Origin of the sequence: uncultured Microbulbifer sp., from assembly GCF_947489355.1 — a bacterium.
In the GTDB taxonomy this organism is placed as follows: domain Bacteria; phylum Pseudomonadota; class Gammaproteobacteria; order Pseudomonadales; family Cellvibrionaceae; genus Microbulbifer.
Genome location: NZ_CANLDD010000004.1, coordinates 109162 through 125483, shown reverse-complemented (window position 1 = coordinate 125483; position 16322 = coordinate 109162). Strand labels below are relative to the sequence as shown.

The window sequence follows — 16322 nt, the reverse complement described above, 5'->3', positions numbered from 1 at the left end:
CCGGCTGGTTAGTATGATGGACTCCTCAGTAGCGGTCAGCTGCAGCAACTGCTCAGTCAGGCGTTTATGCCTGCCGGCAGGATTATCCCAAGCCGATATCGATCGACTTGAGCAGGTCACTCGCCGGAAAAAGCTGGTGAAAGCCGGGGAGACGCTCTACCGCGCTGGTGACCCTTTTGCCAATCTGTACGCCATTCGTTCCGGCAGTTTCAAAACGGTGGTTATTGCTGCCGATGGCGATACCCAGGTGACGCATTTTGCCCTGCCTGGAGAACTGCTCGGTCTCGATGCCTACAGTGACCGGGTCCATCCCAGTTATGCCGAAGCCCTGGAAGATAGTAGCGTCTGCCTGTTGCCATTTACTCAACTGGAAATTCTCGCCCACCAGGTACAGGCCCTGCAGCAACAGATTTACACGATATTTTCCGAAGAGCTGCGCCAGGAAAATGATATTCTGATGTTGCTTGGCAAGCGTTCGGCGGATACCCGCCTGGCGGCACTGCTGATTAATATTTCCAGTCGATATTCTCGCCGCGGTTATTCCCACAGCAAGTTTATCCTGTCCATGCCGCGAACCGATATCGCCAACTACCTGGGGCTGACTGCAGAAACCGTAAGCCGGCTGTTCTCGCGCTTGCAGCGGGAAAACCTGATCAAGGTGAGCGGCAGGGCCGTGGAGATTGTGGACTTGGTGGGGCTGAGTGAGCTGGCGGGCACCCACTGCAGTTATGAGGAGTCCCATTGACCGGTTGCATATAATAAAGAAAATTCTCCCTCACTTGCTCTTCGGTATGACACAGGTTGAGAGACTGACTATTCCATAGAATAAAAATCCCCCTTTCGGATGTTCGTTTGACTCTCCGCGACGCTACCGGGAGAAAGGGGTACAATTGCGACAGTTGGGTTATCAGTCGTTTTGATATGGTTGTCTCGCCTGAGGCGATAAGTTGTAGCAATTGTTCGGTCAGACGCTTGTGCCTCCCTGCGGGATTGTCCCGGGCTGACATTGACCGGCTGGAGGGCGTTACCGGCAGGAAGAGGATCGTCAGGGCCGGGGAGATGCTCTACAGCGCCGGAGATTCTTTTCAGGACCTTTTTGCCATTCGCTCCGGCAGTTTTAAGTGTGTAGTCACTGCTGCCGATGGCGATACCCAGGTAACCCATTTTGCCCTTCCCGGAGAGCTGCTTGGTCTCGATGCCTACAGTAGGCGGCTCCACACCAGTTATTCGGAGGCCCTGGAAGACAGCAGCGTCTGTCTGCTGCCGTTTGTCCAGTTGGAGCGGCTGGCCCGGCAGGTCCCGGCGTTGCAACAGCAAATTTACAGCCTGTTTTCCGACGGACTGCGCCAGGAAAATGAGATATTAATGCTGCTGGGAAAGCGTTCCGCAGACACTCGCCTCGCCGCATTTTTGATCAACATCTCCAGCCGATATGCCCAGCGGGGATATTCGCCCAGTCAGTTTGTACTCTCCATGTCACGCATTGATATTGCCAATTACCTGGGCCTGACTGCAGAAACGATTAGCCGGCTTTTTTCCCGTTTACACCGCGAACAATTGATCCGGGTGGATGGCAGAAGCGTGCAGATTCTGGATATAGTCGGGCTCAGTGAGATTGCGGGAACCCATTGCAGTTATGAGAATTCTCCGTAACTTGTGCCTGTAAAGACTGCACAGGCACAGTAGGTATTGCGCTTCCCGGGATAGTGGCGTGATGACTCGCAATTGTCTACTGGGTGACCTCCGTCCCAAAATAGCCGGTTGCCGCAGGTTTTCCCCCGAGGCAGTGAGACACAGTCTTTCTGGTATTTTCGCGGACCTTTTGAAGAAAAAAAGGGAGCGTAAACGCCCCCACAATCCACTACTTATCACGAGTGCGTGGAGAAAGCCGATTTTTTGTCAGTCTGTTTATTGTTGGAGGTATTCCCTGTTGTTAGCCAGTCCATGGCTTTTTGATCTTCCTCAAAGTAGCGTACCTCGCCACTCAAAAACCAGCCACCAATTTTTGTTGCGATTTCTTGCCACTCCTCGTCCCCGGGTACGGCAATCTGGGAGAACTCGTTACCGTGTTTCAGGGCGAGCCTGAACTCATCCCACACTGCATGCAGACCCCAGCCCTCGAAATCGCGAATATCCACAAGCATGCTCACCTGGGGGTGTTTTACGCCCTCAAGGGCATATTCCAGCAAAGGTATGATTTGTTCGTAGTCCTTATGGGTCAGCCGGCCAACCGCTTTGATAGACAGCAGAAAATCATTATCGATTCGCTCTATTCCGATGGAGATACCGTGGCGTTTGATTTTCATCCCTCCCCCCCTTTGTTGACTGGCGTACATATCAGGCAAGCGCAGTGACCGCAGTTTGATGCTGTGTGAGGTGCTGGTGCAGGGTCTCATACAATTTTTTTCTGCTGCTATCAAAAAACGGATTGCCAAGATTTTCAGTTTGAATATGAATCAAGCGCCAGTCTTCTGTATCCAGATACCGCTCAACCTGGGGAAACAGTGCTGTATTTTCCAGGTGGATATGATTGCGTTGCAGTTGTATATAGGCGCTGCCGGTACTTTGTAACACCTTTCGTTCCACCATTGCATTATTGGCCACGGCATAAAAGAGTGCGCATATGCTTTTAGTTGCGGTTGCAATCTGCCGATGCTGCCTCCGCACTTGATAGATGACGTTGCGATTGTGGATTGGCTTGCGTAACAGCTGTGCAAACATCAAATCCTCCACCGGGTGGTGGTATTGATCCGGGTAGACGGAAAAATAATCCAGCGCATCGAGGATACTTGAAAGGGTGTTTGGGTCCCGGTCACTGTGTTTGAAAAGATCCTGCAACAGTTGCTCAAAGGTATCGAGCATTTGCTGCATAGCTTGATGGTCACAACACAGTTGTCGGTAGATGGTGTCCACCCCAGACCTCCGCGATTTGTTTCTTGCTTTATTGTTGTTGGGCTCGATGTTGCTGGGTTGATTTGGATCAAGCGGAGGAAACTTAATGAAAAAGCGGGGGGCATTTAGCGAAATTGGCGCTTGTTCAGGATTCTCCGAGTATTAGCCAAGCCTGACTCAAATGCCATTTCGGCATCTGATTGGAAATTCCGGCAAGCCGGAGGGAGCAATACCTCTCTATGGTACCCATAGTTGAAAGGCCAATGAAATGAAGCCAATCAAGGACGTACATTTTCTTATACGAATTGCCTACTGGTTGTGGAAAGGTGCCTTTGGAAATAAACAGGACCCAGTGTGCGGCCACTATAGTTTCTGGGTTAATCACCCAATGATCAGGGGATATCCGTTGGCGTGGCCGGGGAAAACAGATTGCTAAAAAAATTTTTGTCTCTATAATTCGTCGGCTTTTATGGATTCTATAGTAAGGGGAAAGCATGTCTTTCAATCTTAAAGCAGTGGCTGCTACGGCGGCTTTGCTCTGTTCGGCTGCTGTCCAGGCGGAAGGGGCCTACATCGGTGGTGTTTTTGGTGTGATGAACACGGATGTCGGTGATGAGAGCCCTTTAAACGCCGGTTTTCGCGGGGGTTATACTTGGAATTCAGGGTGGGGGATTGAGGCTGAGTTTACCGGCTCCGTGGTAGATGGTGAACTCGTTGACTTTGGTTACGATCCATTTCGGGGCAGGGTTGACCGGGGAACAGTGGATTATTCTATCTCCACCCAGGCAGTGTATGCCACATATCGCACCCAGGGAGATATTTATTTCAAGGGGCGTTTCGGTTACCTCAACGAAGAGGTGGATGTAAAATCCTTTGGTAATGGTTCCGATAGCGGTGCCTCCGTGGGTGTTGGTGCCGGCTTTAATCTGGTCGAAAACATCTCCTTTGAAGCCGAATACACGCTTATCGAAGAGGAGGTGGACTACTGGTCAGGCTCCCTGGTTGTGCGTTTCTAAGCCGGCCCACCCTCTCCAAATGCGGCCGCTGGGCCGCATTTGCATTTTGCGCAATCCCTCCGCCCTTGGTGTACAATGCGCGCCTTTCTGAACGCTCAGAGTTTTGATTGGCCCCGGCCCACTTTGCTGCTCGGGTCCCGGTTACAGGACCTGGGCGCTGAAGTGTCGGGTTTCACAAGTGGCTATTCAGCCCGCTTTATCGAGGGAACATTATGTTTGATGCATCTGTCACGCTGGCCTCCTACGACCCCGAGATCTGGGAAGCCATCCGGGAGGAGGATGCTCGCCAGGAAGATCACATCGAGCTGATTGCCTCAGAGAACTACACCAGCCCGCAAGTTATGGCCGCCCAGGGTAGCAGTCTGACCAACAAGTATGCCGAAGGCTATCCGGGCAAGCGTTACTATGGTGGCTGTGAGTATGTGGATAAGGTGGAGACCCTGGCTATCGAGCGTGCCAGGCAACTGTTTGGCGCCGACTACGCCAATGTACAACCTCATTCCGGTTCCCAGGCCAACGCTGCGGTTTACCAAGCCCTTTGTGCCCCCGGCGATACTATTTTGGGCATGAGCCTGGCCCACGGCGGTCACCTGACCCACGGTGCCCGGGTCAACTTCTCCGGCAAGATCTACAGTGCCGTGCAGTACGGCCTGAACCCTGAAACCGGTGAGGTGGATTACGAGGAGGTGGAGCGCCTGGCGCTGGCACACAAGCCGAAGATGATCGTTGCCGGATTTTCCGCCTACAGCCGTGTGATGGACTGGGCGCGCTTTCGCGAAATTGCCGACAAGGTCGGGGCCTATCTGTTTGTGGATATGGCGCATGTCGCTGGCCTTGTGGCTGCCGGAGAGTATCCCACACCGATTCCCCATGCAGATGTTGTCACCTCCACTACCCATAAAACCCTGCGCGGCCCGCGCGGCGGTATCATCCTGGCCCGCGCCAATGAAGAGATTGAGAAGAAGCTGAACTCTGCGGTATTCCCCGGTGGCCAGGGCGGCCCCCTGATGCATGTGATTGCCGCCAAGGCGGTTTCTTTTAAAGAAGCCATGACCCCGGAGTACAAGGCCTACCAGAAAAAAGTGGTGGAAAATGCCCGCGCCATGGCGGAGACCTTCCTGGACCGGGGAATCAATATCGTTTCCGGGGGTACCGATGACCACCTGATGCTGGTGGATCTGATCGGCAAAGCGTACACCGGTAAGGATGCCGATGAGGCCCTGGGCCGTGCCAATATCACGGTGAACAAGAATGCGGTACCGAATGATCCACGTTCCCCATTTATTACCAGCGGACTGCGTGTCGGCACCCCGGCGATCACCACCCGCGGTTTTGGTGTCGAGGAGACCCAGCAGCTGACCCACTGGATCTGCGATGTTCTGGATGCACTGGAAAAGGAGGGCGTGGAGACCGCTATTGCCGAAATAAAGCAGAAGGTGCTGAAAATTTGTGCACAGTATCCGGTGTACAGCCAGGGCTGATTGGCAGTGTTAACAAGAAAGCGGCTCTTTGAGCCGTTTTCTTTATGGGCGTACTGGCGCAGTGGCCACGGGGGTAATCAGTGGCAAGGGAACACTAGCGCTAGCTGCCGGGCCACTTGATCCAGCGGCTATGGTAAACTGCAATCCATTTTCCACTCCCTCTGGGAACTATCCCGTATGCACTGTCCTTTCTGCGGCGCAGAAGAAACCAAAGTTGTCGATTCCCGCCTGGTTGCTGAAGGGGATCAGGTGCGCCGCCGGCGCGAGTGCCTTGTGTGTCGCGAGCGCTTTACCACTTTCGAATCCGCAGAACTGCTGCTGCCGCGGGTCGTCAAGCAGAACGGCCAGCGCGAGCCCTTCAACGAAGACAAGCTGCGCGCGGGTATTCAGCGCGCGGTAGAGAAGCGCCCGGTCAGCACCGAACGGGTGGAGTCCGCAGTCTCCCAGATAAAACACGCCCTGCAGGCCACCGGCGAGCGGGAGCTGCCCGCCCGCGCCATAGGAGAATTGGTGATGGAGCAGTTGCGCGAGCTGGACCCGGTGGCCTATGTGCGCTTCGCTTCGGTGTACCGGCGCTTCGAAGATGTGAGTGAATTTAACGAAGAGATCGAACGCCTGATCGGAAAGGGAAGCGGTTCGCAATGAGTCGTGCCGCTGTGCAGAGCGCCCAGGCGCTGATGGCCCACGCTGTCCAACTGGCGGAGCGAGGCCTCTATACCACCATGCCCAATCCGCGGGTCGGTTGTGTGATTACCGATCCTGCCGGTGCGGTAGTGGGTGAGGGCTGGCATCAACGCACCGGTGCCGCCCATGCGGAGATTGAGGCGCTGCGTGCTGCGGGCGAGCACGCCCGCGGGGCCACTGTGTATGTCACCCTCGAGCCCTGCGTTCATACCGGCCACACGGGCCCCTGCACAGAGGCGCTGGTCGAAGCCGGCGTTGCCCGCGTGGTCTACGGAATGCAGGACCCGAATCCACAGGTTGGCGGCACGGGCCTGCAGAGACTGCGCGAAGCGGGTATCGAGGTGGCAGGCCCCCTGCTGGAAGCTCAGTGCCGGAGGCTCAATCCCGGTTTTATCAAGCGTATGACCCTGGGCCTGCCACTGGTGCGCTGCAAGTCCGCGATGAGTCTGGACGGGCGCACCGCCATGGCCAGTGGTGAGTCCAAATGGGTGAGCGGTCCCGCTGCGCGCGCCGATGTGCAGCGCCTGCGCGCGCGCAGCTGCGCGATTGTTACCGGCGTTGAGACGGTGCGCTTTGACAACCCCAACCTGAATGTGCGCGCCGACGAAATGGCGCTGGCGCTGCTTGCGGCGGAACAGGCCGCTCGGGTACAGCCACTGCGGGTTATTGTCGACAGCCAGCTGCGCACACCGCTCAAAGCCTTTATTTTGCAGGGCGACGCCCCCACACTGGTGTGCACGACTGAGCGAGCAGAGGAACAGCGCCGCGTGCGCCTGCAGCAGGCCGGTGCCGAGGTGCTGGTATTGCCATCGGATGCAAACGGGCAAGTGGACCTGCTCGCGTTGCTGCAGGAATTGGCACGGCGCCAGTGCAATGAGGTTCTGGTGGAGAGCGGCGCGACACTGTCCGGTGCATTCCTGTACCGCGGTCATGTGGACGAGTTGATTGTCTACCTGGCGCCCAAGTTACTCGGTAGCACAGCGCGACCGCTGTTTGCACTACCGATTGAGCGGATGGGTTCGGTCCTGCCGGTTACGATTACCGATATGCGTGCGGTCGGGCATGACTGGCGCATCACCGCAACCACGGATATCGAGCGCTGATGTTTACCGGAATCATTGAAGCTGTGGGTGATATCGCCGAGCTGCAAGCGCGCGCGGGTGATCTGCGCCTGCGGGTCAGAAGCGGCGAATTGGACCTGTCTGACGTGCAGTTGGGAGACAGTATCGCCACCAGCGGCGTGTGCCTGACGGTGGTGGCGCTGTGCGGCGACGGCTACTGGGCGGATGTGTCCGCGGAAACCCTGGCTGTCACCTGTGTCGGTGGTTGGCAAAGGGGCGACCGGGTCAACCTGGAAAAGGCCCTCACCCCGCAAACGCGTCTGGGCGGCCATATTGTCAGTGGCCATGTCGATGGCATCGGTACGGTATTGTGGCGCAAATCCGAAGCGCGTGCCGAATGCTTTCGCCTGCGCGCACCGGAAAACCTGGCCCGCTATATTGCCCATAAGGGCTCGATTACGGTGGATGGCACCAGCCTCACCGTGAATGCGGTGGACGGCGCAGAGTTCGAGCTGACCATCGTACCCCACACACTGCAGGAAACGATTATGGGCGCTTACACCGCCGGGACGCGCGTCAACCTGGAAGTGGACCTGATCGCGCGCTATCTGGAGCGCCTGCTTCTGGGGGAGCAGGCGGCCACACCCGGCAATACGGAGATAACCCGTGAATTTCTCGCCCGGCACGGATTTTACCCACGCTAGCCGGCGTTTGCCGGCCACCGGGGAGGGCGCCCAATTTGCAATTGACCAATTTATCCAGAGTGAGCAATGGAACTTAATACGGTTGAAGAACTGATCGACGATATTCGCCAGGGCAAGATGGTGATCCTGATGGATGACGAAGATCGCGAAAATGAGGGCGATCTGGTGATGGCGGCGGAACAGATACGCGCCGAGGACATCAACTTTATGGCCACCCACGCCCGCGGCCTGATCTGTATGCCCATGTCCAGGGAACGCTGTGAACAGCTGGATCTACCGCTGATGTCGCGGGAAAATGGTACTCAGTTCAGCACCAACTTCACCGTATCCATTGAGGCCGCCGAGGGGGTTACCACGGGGATTTCTGCAGCGGACCGCGCCCGCACCGTACGCGCGGCGGTGGCCAGGAATGCCAGGCCCAGCGATATTGTTCAGCCCGGCCATATCTTCCCGATTATGGCCCAGCCCGGCGGGGTGCTGAGCCGGGCCGGTCACACCGAAGCGGGTTGCGACCTGGCGCGCCTGGCGGGGTTTGAGCCCGCCGCGGTGATTGTCGAGGTCATGAACGAAGATGGCACCATGGCGCGGCGCCAGGACCTGGAGCGGTTCGGCAGGGAACACAACCTCAAGATCGGCACCATCGCCGACTTGATCAACTACCGCGCCCTCAACGAAAAAACCGTGGAGTGTATCAACGAGCGCAAGGTGCATACCGAGTTCGGCGAATTCAGGCTGCGCACCTATCTGGACAGGGCTCGCCGCGAGCGCCACTTTGCCTTTATCAAGGGCGACCCCACGCCGAAAGAGCCCACCCTGGTGCGGGTTCACGTAGGCAATACTTTGCGTGATGTACTCACCATTCGCCGCGGTGACGAGACATTCACGCCCTGGACCTTCCGCCGCGCCATGCAGCGCATCGAACAAGAGGGCAAGGGTGTGGTGGTGTTGATCTGTCACAACGAGACCACAGAGGAAATCGAAGAGAGTATCGACTGGCTGATCAGCGGCAAGCAGCAGCGCCCCAGTCAGGACCTGGTGTACAAGCAGGTGGGCACCGGCTCGCAGATACTGCGCGACCTCAAAGTGTGCAAAATGCGCTTGATGAGCGCCCCATTCAAATTCAGTGCCATTTCCGGCTTCGACCTGGAAGTGGAGGAGTACCTGAACGCTGACCAGTAAATCAAGCAGCGCGCACTGGCCCGGTCCGCGGGTGAGTGCCGGTGCTACCACCAGGATACGGATTGAAAACGATGAGCAATATGCAAGTGATCGAAGGGGACTTTGTCGACAGCAGTGGCCAGTATGCGCTGTTGGTGAGTCGCTGGAACAGCTTTGTGGTGGAGCGTCTGAAAGACGGCGCACTCGATACCCTGCGCCGCAAGGGCATCCCGGATGGGGATATCACGATCTGCTACGCACCGGGTGCGTTTGAGTTTCCGCTGATTGCGCAGAAGTTGGCGCAGAGCAAAAAGTTCGATGCGGTGATCGCCCTGGGGGCGGTGATTCGCGGCGGTACCCCGCACTTTGAATATGTTGCCGGCGAGTGCACCAAGGGGCTGGCCCAGGTGGCACTGGACACCGGTATTCCGGTGACATTCGGTGTGCTCACCGTGGACTCCATTGAGCAGGCCATCGAGCGCTCCGGCACCAAGGCCGGCAACAAGGGCTGCGAGGCCGCCGAGACCGCCCTGGAAATGGTCTCACTGCTCGGCAAGATCTAATGTTGCGGCGCCGGCCGGGCCGGCGCCAATCCACCCTGTGAAGTACCCACCGGAAAAGACAATGACGGTAACTGCATCCGCTCGCCGCAAGGCGCGCCACTACGCCATGCAGGCGCTCTACCAATGGCAAATAGCCGGCGCCAGCCTCACGACTATCGAGGCGGAGTTTCACGCCGATAACGATATGAGTAAAACCGATGTGGCGTATTTCCGCGACCTTTTCCACGGGGTTGCGAAAAACCTCGATACGGTGGAAGACACCTTTACACCCTACCTGGATCGCAGTGTGGAAGACCTGGATCCGGTTTCCCGCGCGCTCTTGCGCATGTCTGCCTACGAACTGCAACACCGCATGGATGTGCCCTACAAGGTTGTGATCAACGAATCGGTGGCCCTAGCAAAAAAATTCGGCCCCACCGATGCCTTTAAATTTATCAACGGCATTCTGGACAGGACTGCCGCAACCCTGCGCGCGGCGGAAGTGGCTGCGGACAAGAAAACTTAACCCGCAGTCACCACCATGGAGCACGCGCCGGGCGAGTTTGACATTATCCGCGATTACTTCGCCAGCGCCCCGCAGGGCGAGGGTGTGGCACTGGGTATTGGCGACGATTGCGCCCTGTTGCAGGTGCCGGCGCAGGGCCAGCTGGCCGCCTCCGTAGACACCCTGGTGGCGGGCAGGCACTTTCCTGTGGATGCAGACCCCGCCGCTATTGCCGCGCGGGCGCTGCGGGTTAATCTCAGCGACCTGGCCGCCATGAATGCGCGCCCGCTGTGGTTTACCCTGGCGCTGACCCTGCCGCACAGTGATGCGGATTGGTTGCAGCGGTTCGCCGCTGGCCTGCTGAACACCGCCAGGCTATTTGGCATTTCCCTGGTGGGTGGTGATACCACCGCGGGGCCTTTGTCGATCACCATCCAAGTACTGGGCCAGACCCTGAAACCGCTGTGCCGGGGCGGCGCCCGCCCCGGCGACTCCGTGTATATCAGTGGTCCTCTGGGCGGGGCAGCCGCCGCTTTGCCGGTGATCCTGGGCGAACGACCAGCCGAAGGGGAAACCCGGCGCAGTGCCGAGCGGGCTTTTTACTACCCTGAACCACAATTCGCCATTGCGGCGTCCATCGCCGGGTTGGCCAGCAGTGCAGTGGATATTTCCGACGGCCTGCTGGCGGATCTCGCCCATATCTGCACAGCCAGCGCGGTCAGTGCCGACGTGTATCTGGAGCGGCTGGCGATTGCGCCGTTGGCGCGGGCGCTGGCGGGGAAGGGTGCACTGGCGTTGGCCGCTGGCGGGGGCGACGATTACCAGCTGTGTTTTACCGTGCCCCAGGCGCGGGTTTCAGCCCTGCAAAAGCTGGAGCCGGAAGCGGTTGCTATCGGCACCCTGGGCAGCGGCGAAGCCGAGGTGCGCTGCTGGCAAAACGGTAAGCGCTGGCGGGTCCGCCGCACGGGTTACCGGCACTTTTGAGCGCGGTTTTACAGGCAGGCCATACCGCTATGGCTGTGTAGTGTCACCGGACTTGGACACCATGAAGATACAGAATCCGTCTTTTTCCCGGCTGTTGCGCGACCCCGTTCTGTTGCTGGCCTTTGGTTTTGGTTCCGGCCTTGCCCCCAGGGCGCCGGGCACCTTTGGCACCCTTGCCGCCATCCCCTTCTGGTGGTTGATGCAGGGGCTGTCTCCGGCCGGGTACCTGGGGATTGTGGTGGTCTCCGCACTGCTGGGGTGTTACCTGTGTGGCGCCGCGGCGAAGAAACTCGGCGTGCATGACCACGGCGGCATTGTCTGGGATGAAATGGTGGGTTACTGGCTCACCATGTGGCTGGCTCCCCAGGGCTGGCTGTGGGCGCTGTACGGCTTTGTGTTGTTTCGCCTGTTCGATATTGCCAAGCCAGCGCCCGTGCGCTGGGCGGACAGGCAGGTACAGGGTGGCATCGGAATTATGCTCGACGATATACTGGCCGCCATTTACGCGGGGCTGGTAGTGCAGGTGACCGCATGGCTGGTAGGTGTGTAAACGGATAGGGACTATCGATGGGAAAACGACTGTGTGTACTGCTGGGGCTGCTGATTGCCACTGCCGCCGGTGCCCAGCAGGTGCAGCTCAAGGGGCTTTTTGGCGACAGCGCCCTGCTGGAAATTGATGGTCGCCAGCGTATTCTCAGCAGGGGGGAAAGCTCCCCGGAAGGGGTCGAACTGCTGGAGGCCACCACCAGCCATGCCCGCATCCGTGTCGCCGGGCGCGAGCGAAAGCTCACCCTGGATGCACCGGTTGCCACCCGCTATGTGCAGGCCGAAAAGGCCGAGGTGCGCCTTATGGCCGACAGGCGCGGCCACTACAGCACCGAAGCCTGGGTGAATGGCTTGCGCGTGCCCATGCTGGTAGACACCGGCGCAACCAGCATTGCCTTCAACTATCCCACTGCGCGCCGCCTCGGCCTCAATCTTGAAGGTGCGGAGGAAATCGCGGTTTCAACTGCCAATGGTATGACACGGGCGTACTTGGTGACTCTCAGCAGTGTGACCATTGGTGGCATTAAACTGCACAATGTGGAAGCCACTGTGCACGCTGGGGACTTTCCCCGTATCGTGCTGTTGGGAAACACCTTTCTCGCCCGGGTGGATATGAAGCAGCAGGATGGTGTGCTGATACTGCGCGCACGCAACTGAATAGAAGAGGTATAACGTTGGCTATTCGATATGTGGAATCCTCAAAGCTGCCCACCTCCTGGGGTATGTTTGAGATGCACGGCTTTGAGGAGCTGGGTACCGGCAAGGAGCACCTGGTACTCACCATGGGCGACTTCAATACCGATACACCGCTGCTCGCCCGCATTCACTCAGAATGTCTGACCGGCGATGCGCTCTTCTCTCTGCGCTGTGACTGCGGTGCCCAGTTACAACACGCCATGCACCGCATTGCCATGGAGGGGCGCGGGGCCATTTTTTACCTGCGCCAGGAGGGTCGCGGCATCGGCCTGCTGAACAAGATTCGCGCCTATCACCTGCAGGACTGTGGGGCAGATACTGTAGAGGCCAATGAAAGGCTCGGCTTCGGTGCGGATATGCGCGATTATTCCCTCCTCAAGGGGATGATTGCGCATCTGGGTATCCATGCCATTCGCCTGATGACCAACAACCCGCGCAAGGTAAAGGCCTTGCAGGATCTGGGCATCGAAGTGACCGAGCGCCTGCCACACCAGTCTGGGCGCAACCCGCACAATGCCAAATACCTCTCCACCAAGAAAGGCAAGCTGGGGCATCTGATTGAAAGTGGAGAGGAAGAGGACGGGGAGCCATAATCTCCGCTCTTTTGTGCCCCTGCCATTCCAATAAAAAAGGCCGGAAGTATCCGGCCTTTTTATTTTTGCTTCCTGCGATGGGTTCAATAAGCCCGGCGCGGCTGTACAAATACCGCTGTGGTGCGCCCGAGCAGGGTAAAGCTGCCGTTCCGCCGGTTGAAGCTTGCCCGTTGCAGGCGCGGGTCCACCGAGCGGCGTTGGCGCGGATGTGGGCGCAGGGGCAGGCCGCGCAGCGTGTCGCTGGCAAATGCCACCGTGTCATCATCGCCGTTAAACAGCACCACAATGCGTTCAAAGCGCGGGTCAAAGCTGCCCTCAGCATCGGACAGTGCCATTACAATCAGGCCCGGTATCTGGTCCGGGCCGGTATTCAGGAAATGTACATGCGCTGCCACCGCCGCCGCATCAGGCAGGCGGAACAGCGGTGAGCTGTTGCGGATCGCCAGCTGCTCGCGGAACAGGGCACTGCTCCACCGGCGGTGGCGACGCTTGGGCGCCAACGCGGGATTGGCCAGCAGCGGCTGCATCAGGGGCCATTTGTCCTCGTTCTTGTCCGCCATCGGCAGCCCGGCACCCCAATTGTCGGTGGCCAGGCTGAAATCCAGCGCATTGAACCAATCGCCGGCGTTGTAGCTGTCGCGATCCGTGGACTTGGAGCGCAGGAAATCCTGGCCCGCGTGGATAAACGGTATCCCCTGGGCGAAGAGTACCAGCGAGTTGCTGAATGCCTGCATGCGCACCCGTTCGCGCAGGCCGGCGCCCTCACTGGCCTTGATCTGCACGCCGTCAAACAGTGTCTCGTTGTCGTGGGCGGAAATATAGTGGATGGATTCCTGTGGATCGGCGGTGTAGCCCGTGGGCTGGCCGTTGTAGACCAGCTCGCTGCCGGTGATCAGGGCGCCGGTGGCATCCTCAAAGAGGTAATTTGCCAGATTACCGGCCAGGGAAACCCGCACCTTGTCCGCCAGGGTCAGCAGGGTGGTGCGTTCATCCCCACTTTCGAACTTGCCGTTGCTATCGGTGAACAGGCCGGTACCAAAGCCCTGCTCTACATAGCCGCCGAAGGGATTGCCACCGCGCACGGCATCCCGCAGACGGTCGTTGAAGGTGCCCACCCCCGTGCCCGCCATATTGGCCTGGCGTGCCTGCAGGAAGCGGGCGTCGTTGGCAACCTCGCCGAAATTCCAGCCCTCGCCGTAGAGGTAGAGAGTGCGGCCATCTACACCATCGGCCTGCAGGGTCAGGGATTGCAGCGCCGCCTGGGCCTTGAGCATATTGTCCAGGCTGTGATGGCCCATCAGGTCGAAGCGGAAGCTGTCCACTTTGTAGGCCCTGGCCCAGGTGCGCAGGGAATCGATCATCAGCTTTTCCATCATGCCGTGCTCAGTGGCGGTATTGGCACAGCAGCTGCTCATTGCCACATCGCCCTCCAGGGTGCGGCGGTGGTAATAGCCGGGCACGATCTTGTCGAGTACCGAATGCGCGTACTGCCCGTAGGCACTGGTGTGGTTGTAGACCACATCCATCACTAGGCGCAGGCCGGTGCGGGACAGTGCCTGTACCATCTGGCGGAATTCGAGGATACGCGCAGCGCCGTCCGGGTTTGTACTGTAGCTGCCCTCCGGCACGGTAAAGTGCAGCGGATCATATCCCCAGTTAAAACCGTCGGTATCGCGAACGGCGTGCACTGCGGCCTGCTGTGCGCTGCTGTCCGGTGCGTAGAGGGACAGGTCGGGCGTCTGCTGCTGTTGCCCGCGGTCTTCATTGACTGTGGCAAAGTCAAAAGCCGGCAGCAGGTGTACATGGGTGAGCCCGGCGCGGGCCAGTGCGGCAAGGTGGCGCATGCCCTGGCTGTGGCGCCGGGTAAAGGCCCGGAAAGTGCCGCGCGCAGCTTCAGGCACCGTTTCATCATGAATACTGAAATCCCGTACATGCAGCTCGTATATGCTGATATCTTCCGGCTGTGCCAGTGCCGGCTTGCGCAACCGCTCCCAGCCCCAGGGTTTCAGGTCGCGATCATTGAGGTTGACGATCTGGCTCTTGCCGCTGTTGATAGAGAGGCTCAGGGAATAGGGGTCGGTCACCAGGTTGGTTTCGATCCTGCGGCTGAAATAGGAGTAAACCTCCACCTCATAGAGGTAAAACCCCCGGTCCCACTGTTTGTCGATAGATGCCGACCAGACCCCCGTGGCGGTATTGCGGTGCATGGGGAGCACCAGATCGGCGCTGTCACCGGCAGAATCCCGGAACAGGTGCAGCTTTACCGAGCGCGCAGTGGGTGCCCATAGGTCCAGTTGGATATGATCCGCCTCCACGCGGGCACCCAGCGCGCCATCGTAGTAAAAGCGCGCGTCCAGGGCGCCGGCCATCTGTACGCCGGTGGCATCGCGCAGCCTGCCTTCGCGGTCGTAGACCGCAACGGCCAGCTGCCCGGTAACCAGGGCTTCCAGTGAGACCCCGCCGGGCAGTTGCAGCGCGTGAAAGCCGGCCAGGTGCGGGAATTTTTCGCGCGCGCCCTGGGGCAGTCCGTCGGCGGGTGTGAGGGGGATTGCGCCGTCTGAAACGATACCATCGGCAGTCAGCGCCAGCCCGGCGGAATGGCTGTAGTGCAGTTGGAATGTGTCGCCTTGTCGCGCTTGAATATCCCAGGCAAAGGTGTTGGTGTCCACCCAGTGAGCCCTGTCGCGGCTGAGATCACCCTTGGCGAAACCATCGCTGCGCACGCTGACCTGTTTGCTGGCGGCGTCGAAGGCAAAATAGAGTTCGTCGTTGTCGGCGCCCACGGTAAAGGCAATATTGTCGCCGTCGTTGCCGTAGCTTTCGTCCCAGCCCTCATGCAGGGCCACCTTGAACGCATAGGTACCGGCGGGCAGCCCCGAGGTCACAAAGGTGTAGATACCGTCGTTGTCGGCGTCCTGCATCCAGGTGCGCAGGCAACCGGGCTGCCAGTCGCCGGCACAGCCGAGCAGGTTCTGGAAGTTACCGGCTACCGTGGCGATAAACTGGTTTGCGTCGTCGCTGATCCAGTGGCTCTCGTGGTCGTAAATAAATTTGACCTCGCGGGCTTCGCCCAGATCGAGAGGAATATTGGCTCCATTGCGCTGGGCGCCCTGGCCGTAGTTTTCGTCCCAGTTGTTGTTGAGGGCGGCTTTGTACTCCCAGTTTCCGGCCGGGACAAAAAAGTGGCCCTGCCACTTGTCGTCTTCGCTGTCGTAATGGAGCCCGGTGGCGGCGCAGTCCGGTTGCCAGTTGTCGCTGCAGCCGAGCTGGCTTTGCAGGCTGCCGGGAATGTTCACTGCCACCGGTGCCGGCGTGTCCGACGCCCGGGAGGGCCATTGGGTGCAACAGAGCAGAGCGCCCAGCAGGAGCGCCTGATAAAAGGGGCTGGCGGTTTTTACTATTGGCATGATCTGGCCTCATTTATTGTTATAGGCAGGGGGTTTGCGTTTCTCCCAGCAAG

The 16322-nt window shown here is 58.8% G+C and carries 17 protein-coding genes; 14 read left to right on the top strand and 3 right to left on the bottom strand.

The genetic code is table 11. The annotated features are described in order from the left end of the window. Positions 1-13 precede the first annotated feature (13 nt). Together fnr (Q1A48_RS03810) and fnr (Q1A48_RS03805) are read left to right on the top strand one after the other, a co-directional pair. Positions 14-745, top strand: a complete 732-nt coding sequence (fnr, locus tag Q1A48_RS03810; RefSeq protein WP_299941431.1) for a fumarate/nitrate reduction transcriptional regulator Fnr — start codon at positions 14-16, stop codon at positions 743-745. A 176-nt stretch (positions 746-921) separates the two neighbouring features. After that, positions 922-1653: a fumarate/nitrate reduction transcriptional regulator Fnr gene (fnr, locus tag Q1A48_RS03805; RefSeq protein ID WP_299941454.1), complete on the top strand. Its 732-nt coding sequence runs from the start codon at positions 922-924 to the stop codon at positions 1651-1653. A gap of 215 nt (positions 1654-1868) precedes the next feature. On the opposite strand, the gene Q1A48_RS03800 is transcribed toward fnr (Q1A48_RS03805), so the two are convergent. Together Q1A48_RS03800 and Q1A48_RS03795 are read right to left on the bottom strand one after the other, a co-directional pair. Then, positions 1869-2306: an STAS/SEC14 domain-containing protein gene (locus Q1A48_RS03800; RefSeq protein WP_299941429.1), complete on the bottom strand. Its 438-nt coding sequence runs from the start codon at positions 2304-2306 to the stop codon at positions 1869-1871. Between the two features lie 31 nt (positions 2307-2337). After that, complete coding sequence (locus Q1A48_RS03795; protein ID WP_299941427.1) at positions 2338-2913, bottom strand: hemerythrin domain-containing protein; 576 nt, start codon at positions 2911-2913, stop codon at positions 2338-2340. Between the two features lie 473 nt (positions 2914-3386). Here Q1A48_RS03795 and Q1A48_RS03790 point away from each other — a divergent pair, with 473 nt between their 5' ends. From Q1A48_RS03790 to ribA, 12 genes are all read left to right on the top strand, one after another. Further along, positions 3387-3908, top strand: coding sequence for an outer membrane beta-barrel protein (locus tag Q1A48_RS03790; protein WP_299941424.1), 522 nt, complete (start codon positions 3387-3389; stop codon positions 3906-3908). A 212-nt stretch (positions 3909-4120) separates the two neighbouring features. Next, on the top strand, positions 4121-5389 hold the full coding sequence (gene glyA / locus Q1A48_RS03785) for a serine hydroxymethyltransferase (protein WP_299941421.1): 1269 nt from the start codon (positions 4121-4123) through the stop codon (positions 5387-5389). A gap of 177 nt (positions 5390-5566) precedes the next feature. Beyond that, complete coding sequence (gene nrdR, locus Q1A48_RS03780; protein ID WP_299941418.1) at positions 5567-6034, top strand: transcriptional regulator NrdR; 468 nt, start codon at positions 5567-5569, stop codon at positions 6032-6034. Beyond that, positions 6031-7176, top strand: coding sequence for a bifunctional diaminohydroxyphosphoribosylaminopyrimidine deaminase/5-amino-6-(5-phosphoribosylamino)uracil reductase RibD (ribD, locus tag Q1A48_RS03775; protein WP_299941415.1), 1146 nt, complete (start codon positions 6031-6033; stop codon positions 7174-7176). Before nrdR ends, ribD begins: the two co-directional genes overlap by 4 nt. Next, complete coding sequence (locus tag Q1A48_RS03770; protein ID WP_299941412.1) at positions 7176-7838, top strand: riboflavin synthase; 663 nt, start codon at positions 7176-7178, stop codon at positions 7836-7838. The genes ribD and Q1A48_RS03770 overlap by 1 nt, the downstream gene beginning before the upstream one ends. Before the next feature lie 66 nt (positions 7839-7904). Then, positions 7905-9017, top strand: a complete 1113-nt coding sequence (gene ribBA, locus Q1A48_RS03765; protein ID WP_299941409.1) for a bifunctional 3,4-dihydroxy-2-butanone-4-phosphate synthase/GTP cyclohydrolase II — start codon at positions 7905-7907, stop codon at positions 9015-9017. 71 nt (positions 9018-9088) lie between these two features. Beyond that, positions 9089-9559, top strand: a complete 471-nt coding sequence (gene ribE / locus Q1A48_RS03760; RefSeq protein WP_299941406.1) for a 6,7-dimethyl-8-ribityllumazine synthase — start codon at positions 9089-9091, stop codon at positions 9557-9559. Between the two features lie 61 nt (positions 9560-9620). Then, the gene (gene nusB / locus Q1A48_RS03755) at positions 9621-10064 is read left to right on the top strand and encodes a transcription antitermination factor NusB (RefSeq protein ID WP_299941403.1); all 444 of its coding nucleotides are present in this window, start codon (positions 9621-9623) and stop codon (positions 10062-10064) included. Positions 10065-10079: 15 nt separating this feature from the next. Next, positions 10080-11027, top strand: coding sequence for a thiamine-phosphate kinase (gene thiL, locus Q1A48_RS03750; RefSeq protein WP_299941400.1), 948 nt, complete (start codon positions 10080-10082; stop codon positions 11025-11027). Between the two features lie 61 nt (positions 11028-11088). Next, positions 11089-11577 carry a phosphatidylglycerophosphatase A gene (locus tag Q1A48_RS03745; RefSeq protein WP_299941397.1) on the top strand — a complete coding sequence of 163 codons (489 nt, stop codon included), beginning with the start codon at positions 11089-11091 and terminating at the stop codon, positions 11575-11577. A 17-nt stretch (positions 11578-11594) separates the two neighbouring features. Then, positions 11595-12230: a TIGR02281 family clan AA aspartic protease gene (locus Q1A48_RS03740; protein ID WP_299941395.1), complete on the top strand. Its 636-nt coding sequence runs from the start codon at positions 11595-11597 to the stop codon at positions 12228-12230. A gap of 17 nt (positions 12231-12247) precedes the next feature. Then, positions 12248-12862 carry a GTP cyclohydrolase II gene (gene ribA / locus Q1A48_RS03735; RefSeq protein WP_299941392.1) on the top strand — a complete coding sequence of 205 codons (615 nt, stop codon included), beginning with the start codon at positions 12248-12250 and terminating at the stop codon, positions 12860-12862. An 83-nt stretch (positions 12863-12945) separates the two neighbouring features. Here the strand turns inward: ribA and pulA are convergent, their stop codons facing one another. After that, complete coding sequence (gene pulA, locus Q1A48_RS03730) at positions 12946-16269, bottom strand: pullulanase-type alpha-1,6-glucosidase (protein WP_299941389.1); 3324 nt, start codon at positions 16267-16269, stop codon at positions 12946-12948. Positions 16270-16322: the final 53 nt, after the last annotated feature.